This is a genomic window from Bacteroides sp. RTP31139st1_H2_RTP31139_211217 (genome assembly GCF_040227615.1).
In the GTDB taxonomy this organism is placed as follows: domain Bacteria; phylum Bacteroidota; class Bacteroidia; order Bacteroidales; family Bacteroidaceae; genus Bacteroides; species Bacteroides uniformis.
In genome coordinates this window covers 1-11,372 of record NZ_JBCNZM010000156.1, presented here as the reverse complement: position 1 = coordinate 11,372, position 11,372 = coordinate 1, and the positions used below count along the sequence as shown (strand labels likewise).

The window sequence follows — 11,372 nt, the reverse complement described above, 5'->3', positions numbered from 1 at the left end:
GTCTGGAACCGCTTGTTGCCGGAGGTCGGTGACCAGGTATTAGCGCCCGGTAAGGACTACAAGCGCCTGCAGAAGAAACAGCGTTCTTATCAACTGCCGTTAGTGCAAGGAAAGGCTGCTTCCTCCCTTTCACAGAAATACGCAGGCAAGCGCATCCTGCTCGGAGAGAACAAATACGGATGGCAATCCATCGAGCTGCAATTCAAGCAGCAAGAAGTAGTGATGACTGTGGTGGAGAAAGACGGAAAGACATACAGTCTTCCGTTTGGCTATAAGCAATGGTCGAAAGCGGCAATTGATGGCTATCCTCCGTATTCGGTTGCTGCAAAGGGGCGTTTTAAGGGTATAGAAGGCCCTTTCCAGGTGGCAGGCAGTTATGCGTGGGCGTCACTTGATGCTTTGCAACTGAAAGTACATTATGTCAACTGGATAAGCGCTCTTGGGCTTACGCTCTGCTTTGAGGATAACAAGGTACTCCTGACTGTTACGGAGAATTATTCTTCGGGTGAAGGGGTGACTTTCGAAGGTACATTAGCACATTAAAATAATGAATCGTATTTTGCTTACTCTAAAACGGCCTTTTATCTGGCTGTACCGTTTCCGGCACCGTTGCGGCTACGGTGTACATTCTCCTTTTGCCTTTAACCTGATTACGCATGTAATTTACGAAAGTACGGCTTATTATAAATATGAAGAGCTGGCCAAGGCACAGAAGCAACTGGAGCTGGAGAAAGATAAACGTTGGAAGTACGAATCGAAGAAAGTAAAACGCCTTCTGTTCCGTCTGGTAAACTATACCCAGCCGGAGACCATTGTAGATGCCGGTACGCTTGCCGCTTCTGCCCTCTATTTGAAAGCGGGGAAGGAGGGGGCAGATTATACTTCGGCTTCCGACCTTTCCGAGCTCTTTCTGGAGAGTGGCGTTCCCGTTGATTTCCTTTATTTGCACGATTATCGTCATCCCGATTTTGTAGAGGAGGTCTTCCGCATCTGTTCCACCCGTACCAGGGGAAAGTCTGTTTTTGTAATTGAAGGTATCCGTTACACTCCGCAGATGTTTGCCCTCTGGAAACGTATGAAGCAGGACGGGCGGGCGGGTATTACGTTCGACCTTTATGACCTTGGTATCATATTCTTCGATAAAACAAAGATAAAACAAGACTATATTGTCAACTTTTGATTATCTTTAGGCGTTTCAATAGTGATTAGCGGTTAGTGATTAGTGCTTAGCTCCACTTACTGGCTGCTAAACATTAATCTCTAACCCCTAAACATTAATTCCTTATGAAGATATACACCAAAACCGGAGATAAAGGAACCACCTCTCTTGTAGGTGGAACCCGTGTACCTAAAACGCATATCCGCCTTGAGGCATACGGTACGGTGGATGAGCTAAATTCCAATCTGGGTCTTCTCATCACGTACCTGCTTGACGGAAAGGATAAAGATTTTCTGCAGCAAGTGCAAGACAGACTTTTTGCCGTAGGCTCTCATCTGGCCACAGACCGGGAGAAAATGGAGCTGAAAGAAGCCAGTATCATCAGCTCGGAGCAGGTGGAAATGGTGGAGCGGGAGATAGACCGTTTGGATACTCTTTTGCCTCCTCTTTCAGCCTTTATTCTTCCCGGCGGAAGTCGCGGTGCGGCAGTCTGCCACGTTTGCCGTACGGTTTGCCGTCGTGCAGAGCGTCGGATTCTTGCTCTGGCCGAACAAGTGGAAATCGCTTCGGAATTACTGGCTTACGTGAACCGCTTGTCTGATTATTTGTTCGTTCTTTCCCGTAAAATGAATCAAGACGACAAAAAAGGTGAAATATTTTGGAATAATAGTTGCAAGTGAAATAAATTGTTATACTTTTGCCGAAAAATAGAAATAGGACTTAATATTCACAATTTTAATACTAGAGACTATGTATTGGACATTGGAATTAGCATCTAAATTGGAAGATGCTCCTTGGCCGGCAACTAAGGATGAATTGATAGATTATGCCATGCGTTCGGGTGCTCCGCTTGAAGTGATTGAGAATCTGCAGGAAATGGAAGATGAAGGCGAGATTTATGAAAGCATAGAAGATATTTGGCCCGATTATCCCAGCAAAGAGGACTTTTTCTTTAACGAGGAGGAATATTGATACGCTTTAAAAGAAAAAACTTACCGGTATGTCTGGTAATATTTTGAAACATAGGGAGAAGTAATTCCAAAACCGATAACTATGGTTGAAGAATTACTTCTTTTCTTTTTAATATCCCCACACTACAATAATAATGAATGTACAAGAAGCAACAACACGCCGGTTACCGGATTTGAAGGAAAGGCATCTGCCTGAAAACTGCCGCGAAACCATAAACACGATTTTAAAGGAGACTTACGGCTACGAACAGTTTCGTAATCTTGAGATTTACGATGACTTGTCCAAGGGAAAAGAGAAACTCTGCATTTCGCAGGGACAGCTGATAGAGAACGTTATACTGGAGGCTGAAAAGGCTTGGAAAGGTGAAACGCAGGTAGACAATATCTTGCTGACTGCCCCTACCGGCTCCGGAAAATCTTTGTTGTTCCAGCTTCCTGCCATCTATCTGGGGAAGGAGTATAATCTGCTTACCATTGTGGTTTCCCCTTTGAAGGCGTTGATTGTAGACCAGGTGGAAAGTCTGCAAGAGCTGGGGTATATGCGTGTGGCATACGCCTCGTCCGATTTATCGCCGGAACAGAAGATGGAGGTTTACCGGCAGGTGCGTGAGGGGGAGATTGATTTGTTCTATCTCTCGCCGGAATTGCTTCTCTCTTACGACATTAAGCATTTTGTAGGCGAGCGCCGCATCGGTCTGGTGGTGGTCGATGAGGCGCATACGGTCACTACGTGGGGCAAGGAGTTCCGCGTGGACTATTGGTTCTTGGGGCGCTACCTGACTGCTTTGAAACAGACTCTCGGCTATAATTTCCCGTTGTTTGCATTGACTGCTACGGCTGTCTGGAACCCGAAAGGAGGTAATGACATGATATTCGAGACTATTCGTTCCTTGCAGATGGAGCCTTGCGTGCTTTATGTAGGTACAGTGAAGCGCCGGAATATTGGCTTTGACATCCGTCAGATGGAGATGGAGGACGGGGAGACATACGACAAGGCAAAGCAGCGCGTGGTGGCTGCGCGGGTGGAGGACTTCCTGGACGGGCACAAGACATTGCTCTATTATCCTTTTGCGGGTGGCATCGACATGCGCTTGAAGACGTGGGTGAAGCCGGCGGACTGGCGTCTGGTTGCCTCCTATTATGGCAAGAAGGACAAGGAACAGAAAGCTGCCATTGTACAAGAGTTCAAGGAAGGAACCAAGAAACTGATTGTGGCTACGAAAGCCTTTGGTATGGGAGTGGACATCAGTGATATAGACCGTGTATACCATGTGGCGCCATCCAGTACGTTTGTCGACTATATTCAGGAGATAGGGCGTGCCGCGCGTGATACGGAGATACAGGGTATTGCCGCTACCGACTACCATGAACGGGATTTCTATTATATGAAGCGTCTGCATCAGACAGGGAACATTGCCCAGGAACAGCTGGTGCTTATTCTGAGAAAACTCATGGAAGTGTACCGCATGAAAGGGGAAAAACCGGAAATCATGGTATCTTTGTCCGATTTCGAGTTTGTGGTGAAACTGCCGCGTACAAAGAACAAGCTGGAGTATGAAGCGGAGTTGGGACAGCTCATCAAGACCGCCTTGCTTTGGCTGGAAGACGATTTGATGCAGCGTTATGGAAGGCATCTGCTTGAAATCAGCCCCAAGAATCTGTTGACCGAAGGATATGTCCAGGACAAGACGGGTGATGTCTTTGCCCGTGAATTCCATTGCTATCTGACAAAGGTAGAAGGGGAGGACGGGGTTTACGTCGCACGTCTGGAAGCGCTTTGGGAAGAGCGTTTCCCTGAGCTTGGCTACAAGGAATTCAAACAGAAACTGAATAATGGAACGTTGTGGGAGGGAGCCCGTGCCGTGTCTGTAGGCAAGCATGAGGTGTTGTTGAAGGAAGATGCCACTGTCATCCGTGAGCGGATGGATGCCTTGTTCAAGAGCCTGACAACGATGCTGAAAACGTCATTGATAAAGTCGAAAGGACGTTTTGATGAAGAAGAATTGCGGGCTGTCTTTGCCGAGCATGGCATGGACGTGCGCTCTGCCAAACGCTTTATCGGTTCCCTGCTGGAGAGTCGCACGGAGGAAGGCCGCAGTGTAAGCTATATCAGCAGTGTGAAAAAGAAGGATTCCAATGAACTCTCTTTTACGGTGACCAAAGGCTTTGATTTGCTTTTGTCGCGCTATCAAAAACTGTTTAGCCAACGCATAGTGGGCAGTAAGGGAGACCGCCTGGTGTTTTATTGCACTCCTTTCTCGGACTTGAATATGCTGCTTAATCTGCTTTCTATGCTTGACTGCCTTTCGTTCAGTGTGGAGGGTGGCGGTACGCCTTGCGTATTTGTCCGTTTCAATGACCCCGAAACTCTGCAGGAACTTGCGCTTGGCGATGATTACCGCAATCTGATTCTGGATACCAACGGGCAGATATTCCAGGAGCAGATTGACTTGTTCTCTTTCTTCTTCGGAACAGATAAGCTGACGGATGAACAGCGCTGGGACTTTATAGAGGATTATTTTACGGGAATGGGAGTGGACGACTTGAAAAAGAAGTTTGTGTCCTTGTAGCACCAATTCGTTGAACAGCCTTTCCAGAGTTACAGTTCATCTTTGCTTTTACTGTAAAGATTGTGAGTAATTAGTCTAAGTGCTCCTGCAGAAACCGTTGCAGGATGCGTGCATGGTTGTATATCGGTGCTTTGGAAGCATATAGTAAGGTTATGGTATGGTGGTGTTTTATGGTGTCAATGAACCTAAGGGCGGCTTCCGAATTTTCCAGTTCCTTGCGATACATGGCTGCAAACCCCTCCCAGTGTTCCGCTTGGTCTTCGTGAAACCATTTTCTTAATTCAGGTGAAGGGGTAATATCCTTTTCCCAGACATCGTATTTCAGATGTTCCTTTTTTATGCCGCGAGGCCACAGCCGGTCCACCAATACACGGTAGCCGTCTGTTGCATTGGGTTCTTCATATACCCGTTTGATTCTGATTTGTGTCATGGCTGTTCTCTTAATTTTGCTTCCATTTTGATGGAGCGTGGGAAAACGATATTATTTTCCAGATGGATGTGCTGGTGCAAGGCCTCTTCAAATGCTTTAAGCTGTTGGAGTACGAGGCGGTAACTGTTGCAGGCATCTTCTGGAGCTGTATAGCCGTTGGTCAGATGCTCTATGTGGCGATAGCGTTCTCCTTCAATGTCATGTTCTGCCATCATGACGGATATGGGAGCTTCGATGCTTCCACAGTGGAATTCGGGCAGGGGAGTATTTTCCAGCTTAGCCTTTACCATCTCATAGATGTAGGGAAACAGTACCAGTTCCTCTTTGTCGAGATGGGCATTGAGGTCGGAGAGGGAATCATGAAAGAGAGCCTGCACATTGTAGAGTGACGGATGTTTTTCACCGTGTACGCGACATATTTTATCCAGCAGTTCTTCAATCTCGGGACCTTGTGTACGGATATTACGGTGGTGGATTTTGAGAATATAGTCCACCAATAAGTCCAGAGGCCAACTCTTGAAATCAATATTTTCGGAGGTTGTCGGAGCCAGATGCTCTATTTCTTCTATCACCTTCTCCATATCGGCTCCGGCAGTTTTACTGGCTTCGGGAAGCAGTGCGGAACCATGGCAGCAGAAATCAATGCCATATTTATCAAATATCCCGGCATTGTTGAAGTTGTCGGCTACGATTTCGCCGACTGTCATACGTTTATAATCCTTCATATGTTATCTTGTTTTTGTTTTCCACAACATTGTGGAAACCTGCTATATATACAATTATATGGCAGATAATGTTTGAAGGGTTATGATTATTTGAGTTTTCTTGCCCGGTTCTTTCATTTAAAGGAATTGGAGGAGTTATCACTTCGCTCCGCTCCGTCAGGAGTTGAAGAAGTTAAAGCCGATACTTCTGTGAATACATACGCACGAGTATTGGCTTTAACTCCTAAGCCGACTTGTCGGCTGATAACTCCTTTAAATGAAAGATTCGTGGTTTCCTTGTCTATCCTTCTACTTTTTGGAATGCCAGCCGTTCGTCTCCATTGGCCAGAAGGATGATGCCGCAATATTTGAATCCGTGCTTCTTCAGTATGTATTGCAGGATATGATTGTCCCGGTGGGTATCTGCACGTAGGTTGGGTATTTGTTCGTAGCACCATTGCAGGCAGGCATTGGCCACTCCTTTGCTGTGTTCTGTACTTGCCAGCCGGTGAATGACGCCGTAAGGAAGCGTATCTTCCACCCATTTTCCTTCATAGATATGCGTATATGTGGGGTCGTTTCCACGGATAAAGGCGAAGGTTCCGATAATTTCTTCGGTATCGTCGGTGCACACATAGCTGTTTCCTTGTTCGATGTCTGCTATGACGATTTCCCTGGAAGGGTAGTTGCCTCTCCACTGCAGCATATTTCCGTCTTTCCGCATGATGTGCTTCGCTTGTTCAAAGATGTCCATAAGGATTGCAATGTCTGTGGGTTGCGTCTTTCTGATTTTTATCATAGCTTTTTATTTTATCTGTGTGGTATCTTTCTTTGATTCAGGTTGCAAAGGTAATGCGTTTTGTGATTCATTGTTCTCGTAAATGAACAAATGCTAACATACGTTGTTTCTTTAGGAAGAATTTGCATATATTTGTCCCGTAATATTAAACACAATTGATTATGAAAAAGATTTTTAGTGCTTTCGTGATAGCTGTATGCTGTATGTTTATGGCTATGCCTGCCCAGGCCCAACTATTGAAGTGGGGTGTTAAGGGTGGTGTGAATATGACGAAAATAGATTGGGATGGCGGATATAAGGGAAACAAGGATAATTCTACCGGTTTCTTTATTGGTCCGATGGCTGAGTTCACCATTCCCATTGTAGGCTTGGGTGTTGATGGTGCTTTGCTGTTCTCTCAGCGCGGCAAGGACGAGGTGAAGCAAACAGGACTGGAAGTACCCGTAAATCTGAAATATACCATTGGCTTGGGTAGTTTGTTGGGTATTTATGTGGCAGCCGGTCCCGATTTCTTCTTCGACTTCAAGAAGAAGGATTACGTAGACCGCAAGAAGGCTCAAGTGGCACTTAATCTGGGTGCCGGTGTGAAGCTGCTGAAGCATCTCCAGGTTGGCGTGACCTATCAGCTCCCGATGGGCGACTCATTTACGTGGAAGAATGCGGGTGATGCCATCGGTGCCAAGAATAAGACTTGGCAGGTGTCTGCGGCGTATCTCTTCTAAATGTAGTAAAACGATTTGTGGAATATAAAGAAAGGCTCTCCTACAAAAAGGAGGGCCTTTCTTGTGTTTTTGATTACTTTTCTACAATTACATCTACTGGGGCAGGTGCATCATCATGGAGTGGGGTAGCAGCTTCGCGACTAGGCTGTCTACCGTCTTTGATGGCGAGTACCCATTCCCCATTTGCTTTTATGGGGTTGAACATGAACCCCATACTACTACCTGGAGTGTCAGAATCTGAACGTGGCGTAAATTCTATTTTGTACTTCACGTCATTATTTCCTTGTGTAGAGAAGCTGAGGTAATCCAATCGATAACGAATTACCGGGAAACGCTGGAAACGTTTGGTCAGTGCTTCCCGTTGTTGTATCGTTAAGGGTTTGGCTATACCAGCGTCATCAATGGAGTAAAGCATATCAAGAGCCTTGTCAGTCTCTTTAGCTTTTAGAAGATCCATACACTGTGTACATAATGTAAGAACAGCGCTTGAGTCTGCAGCAGTCAAAGTGGCTACAAACTCATCTTCTGCCTCTTTCTGTGTCTTCATCTTCTCTTCGTGTCCTTTTGTTGAACATGCTCCGAGTAGAAAGCTTGCTGAGAGAAGAAGCATAAAAAGGATTTGTTTATTGTTCATTGTTGATATATTTATTAATCGTGCATTGTTAAATAAAAAGGTGCGTCACCTTATTATGACGCACCTTTATTATATTACCGCATTTTAGGATGCGATGAGTTCTTTACAAAATTATCTGTTGGCAATAGTACCATCAACAGCAATGGCAACTTTAGCACTTACTGTACCCCATGTGTATGTGACCTTTACAGGAACCATGATGGTGAAGTCTTTAGTGTTACCCATATTGTTCTTGTAGTTCAATACTACAGAGTTCAACTTGCTGATGTTGGTAGTTTTGATGTCAATCGGGTTAGAAATTGCAGTACCACCTACTTTATCAAGGATTGTCAGCTTGATAACGTCCTTGTTGATAGGCTTCTGTTCACCGATAACATTAACGTCACAAGTTGCATTGTCAATATCCAAAGTTATTGCGCTGATACCGTAGTATTCGTACAAGTTAACGTTGTTTTCTTTAGCAGCTTCATATACTTTGTCTTTATCATTGTATACGATAACCGGTTTGTCGCGCCAGTCGTTGGCCTTGAACAAGTTACCAAGTAATACGGAAGAACCGTTAGCCTCTGCATCCAAGAACTTGGCTTTGTCGTTGCTTTCAATATCCAGCGGACGCAAGAAGCGAGCGTTGAAGTTGTAAGCGGGAGCCAGTTCAATTTCGCAGTCACCATAAACAGCGGATACCTCGATGATGGCAAACTGTTGGTTAGGCTTGTTTTCGTTATGACCGAAAAGGTTCAAGAATACTTTTGCTTCATCGTTGTTTGCATAAGTAATTGTCTTGGCTGTCTTATCAAGAGTTGCGATGAGAGAAGCGGTTGCTCTCTTTTCACCCCAGTATAACTTAGTGCTGCTCTTGCTCTTGTCAGCTTCAACTGTACTTACAAACAACTTCTTTCCACCTATAGTCAGACCATCGTTCTTAGCAGAGAACAAGTAGCTGTACTTGATTTCCATACCTTTGTCTTTGTTGTTCCAGATTTCACCATAAACCGGCTTGGAAGCTTCTGATACAATGAATTCGATGCCTGATTTTTCAACTTCTTTTCCAGCTTCTGTTACGTAGTGATAGAAGTAGTCATCAAGATTCTTCACATAATTTGCTACATTGTTTGCTGCATCCGGAGCAGGAACATTGGTACGTACAGTATCTCTGTCAGCCAAAGCTGTTTCAGCAGGATACCAGAACGCATCACGTTTGTTACCATAACTTGCAGTAGTCGGCAATTCTGCTATGGAAATCTTGATACCTACGTAAATAGCGTAAGTTGTTCCACCTGCTACAGGTTTGTACTTGCCATAAAGTGTCAAGGCGCGATCTTTGTAATCCTTGATGAGTTGGTCTCTTTGAGTCTTATTGCTAGTCCAGTTCAGGATAGCATTTGTACTAGTGTTACCGTCAGGAGTTTCAGTAACTACACCGTAAGTATTGTCTGCTGCAAATTTATTAGCAGCTGTTACTTGAATGAAGCCACCCTTACCGTCTGCTACATAAGTTTCGTCTTTTACAAATGTATAACCCTTTGTGAATTCTTCCTTGGTCATACCCAGTTCTTCAAGAATCTTACCGGACATGTCTTTCCAAGTGATGGATACAGTTTGTTCACCACACAAGTACGGCAACTGCGGAGTGCTCTTGTCAATAACAATTGCATCAGGAGTAGCGGCTTTTTCAGTGATTTCCAACTTGATGTAACCTGCTAATACTACATTATTTGTTGCATCAACCAGTTTAACCAATACTGCCGGACGACGACCGATAGCACTTCTGCCAATCTTTTCTGTGCTTCCTTCAGGAATAACCACACTTTCTTCTTTGTCGTTTACATAGCAAGGAGTGAAAGTACCGTCTTCTTCCAATTGAGAGTAAGCATTTTCCTCTGTATCATTGTCACCGCTGATATAGTGAACAGCTTCAAACTTGAGAGTCAGATTATATAGCTGGGCAGCTTCAGCAAGACTCATGCTTTTGTGAGTGGTTGCAGTAATTTTCTCTCCAAAGTTTTCTACATGATGGATACACAGTGAATCTGCATGATGGATACACAGTAAATCTGCCAATTCAATAGAACCACCATTGTATTGTGCAGGAACAGTATATACGTTTTCGATAGCTTCCTTAGCTGTCTTATACAGTTCAGGTTTACAAGTGTTTTTTGTTACGATTTTGCTGTCATCGGTATACGCAATGGCTTTAAAACCTTGAATCATCGGCATGATGGCTGCATAGTCAGAAGTAACTGTAGACTTTTCTTCACCTTCTTTTTCGCCATTAACCAATGTTGCTTCCAGAGCTGCGATAGAAATATAGTTGTTTTCACCGGGAGTGCTCAAATTGCCCTTCTTCAAATCCTCTACAGAGAGTTTGTATGTAGCATACATTTTTTCGCCGTCAATGGTCTTACCTGCGTTTTGGAAGATAGGGGTTACCACAGCAGGAGTAGCTTTTGTAGCTACATATTCCGGAGTAGCTGCCAAGAATTTCCACTCAATATCTTTCAGCTTGGCATTTAGCGGGTTCAAGTGATAGTACATTGCGCTGGTTGAAGGCATCCAATAAGTTTTCTTAGTGGCATCTTTCAAAGTAATCCAATTGGTAGCACTTGTACCTTTCTTGATTACATAAGCTACATTGTGGTCATCTTTACTTTCTATTGCGTTCTTTTCAGCTTCGATGAAATCACCGTTGGCATATTTGTATTTAGTAGCTTCTACTCCGTCTTCATACAAATCAGGAATGAATACCAATGCTTTCAACTTAGTAGTCAGAGAAATAGTCTTTTCAACCAATTTGCCGTTCTCATCCTTCATGTTACCAAGGGTCAGAGTTTCATCTTTTGTATTCCAAACTGCTGAAAGAGTCCCTTCCGGTAACCATTTCGTAGTTTGTACTTCATATAAAGGATCTTTACCCTTCTCTTCTGTTACTTTCACCCAGTAGCCAGCTTCTGCTTGGCCATGCAACTTGCCAGTTTCTTCAGTACCTGGGTAGTAATAGATGGTTTTAGCGTCTTGACCAGCGCTACCGTTGCCCGGTTCACCTTTTTCACCGCGTGCAGGGAACTCTGTTTGTACATTGTCTTTAGCCCACCAATAGTCACCGTTAGCGTCTTTTACAATACTCCAAACGGGAGCGTTTGTGCCGTTTGTTCCGTTCTTGATAGGATAAGATTCGCCATTGCTTAATTTGATGACAATGCCATCTTCTGTTTTGTCAACGCCGGTAATGACCGATCCAGCGTCAATCTTAGCTTGAAGGTCACTTACCAGCTTTTCTACTGCTGATACGCGGTTGTCCAAGCTTTCGATGTCGTCATCATAGTCCTTACAAGACGTGAACGTTCCTGCAGTGCCCACCATTAAGGCGCTGAACAGGATCACAC

The 11,372-nt window shown here is 44.5% G+C and carries 10 protein-coding genes and 1 pseudogene; 6 read left to right on the top strand and 5 right to left on the bottom strand.

The genetic code is table 11. The annotated features are described in order from the left end of the window. The 5 genes and pseudogenes from ABUA47_RS19585 to ABUA47_RS19565 form a co-directional block, all read left to right on the top strand. Nucleotides 1-543, top strand: a pseudogene (locus ABUA47_RS19585) (serine hydrolase); the annotation flags it as partial. 4 nt (nt 544-547) lie between these two features. Next, entirely contained in the window at nt 548-1,180 is a 633-nt protein-coding gene (locus ABUA47_RS19580; RefSeq protein WP_005824435.1) for a hypothetical protein, read from the top strand. Between the two features lie 104 nt (nt 1,181-1,284). Continuing rightward, nucleotides 1,285-1,839 carry a cob(I)yrinic acid a,c-diamide adenosyltransferase gene (locus ABUA47_RS19575; protein ID WP_005824436.1) on the top strand — a complete coding sequence of 185 codons (555 nt, stop codon included), beginning with the start codon at nt 1,285-1,287 and terminating at the stop codon, nt 1,837-1,839. 70 nt (nt 1,840-1,909) lie between these two features. After that, nucleotides 1,910-2,131, top strand: a complete 222-nt coding sequence (locus ABUA47_RS19570) for a DUF2795 domain-containing protein (RefSeq protein ID WP_002558131.1) — start codon at nt 1,910-1,912, stop codon at nt 2,129-2,131. Between the two features lie 133 nt (nt 2,132-2,264). Next, nucleotides 2,265-4,700 (top strand): DEAD/DEAH box helicase, encoded by a 2,436-nt coding sequence (locus ABUA47_RS19565; RefSeq protein ID WP_035447723.1) that lies wholly within the window; start codon nt 2,265-2,267, stop codon nt 4,698-4,700. A 70-nt stretch (nt 4,701-4,770) separates the two neighbouring features. On the opposite strand, the gene ABUA47_RS19560 is transcribed toward ABUA47_RS19565, so the two are convergent. From ABUA47_RS19560 to ABUA47_RS19550, 3 genes are all read right to left on the bottom strand, one after another. Continuing rightward, a complete protein-coding gene (locus ABUA47_RS19560) occupies nt 4,771-5,130 on the bottom strand; it encodes a DUF488 domain-containing protein (RefSeq protein WP_035447724.1) in 360 nt (119 codons plus the stop codon). Beyond that, the gene (gene ric / locus ABUA47_RS19555) at nt 5,127-5,855 is read right to left on the bottom strand and encodes an iron-sulfur cluster repair di-iron protein (protein WP_005824443.1); all 729 of its coding nucleotides are present in this window, start codon (nt 5,853-5,855) and stop codon (nt 5,127-5,129) included. Before ric ends, ABUA47_RS19560 begins: the two co-directional genes overlap by 4 nt. 280 nt (nt 5,856-6,135) lie before the next feature. Then, on the bottom strand, nt 6,136-6,633 hold the full coding sequence (locus tag ABUA47_RS19550; RefSeq protein ID WP_008661945.1) for a hypothetical protein: 498 nt from the start codon (nt 6,631-6,633) through the stop codon (nt 6,136-6,138). A gap of 161 nt (nt 6,634-6,794) precedes the next feature. Between ABUA47_RS19550 and ABUA47_RS19545 the strand changes: the two genes are divergently transcribed. Next, nucleotides 6,795-7,355, top strand: a complete 561-nt coding sequence (locus ABUA47_RS19545) for a porin family protein (protein WP_035447725.1) — start codon at nt 6,795-6,797, stop codon at nt 7,353-7,355. Between the two features lie 73 nt (nt 7,356-7,428). Here the strand turns inward: ABUA47_RS19545 and ABUA47_RS19540 are convergent, their stop codons facing one another. Continuing rightward, nucleotides 7,429-7,989, bottom strand: a complete 561-nt coding sequence (locus tag ABUA47_RS19540; RefSeq protein ID WP_034532595.1) for a hypothetical protein — start codon at nt 7,987-7,989, stop codon at nt 7,429-7,431. A gap of 111 nt (nt 7,990-8,100) precedes the next feature. Further along, nucleotides 8,101-11,372: PL29 family lyase N-terminal domain-containing protein (locus ABUA47_RS19535; RefSeq protein ID WP_349824374.1), on the bottom strand; the 3,272-nt coding region annotated here is incomplete at its 5' end.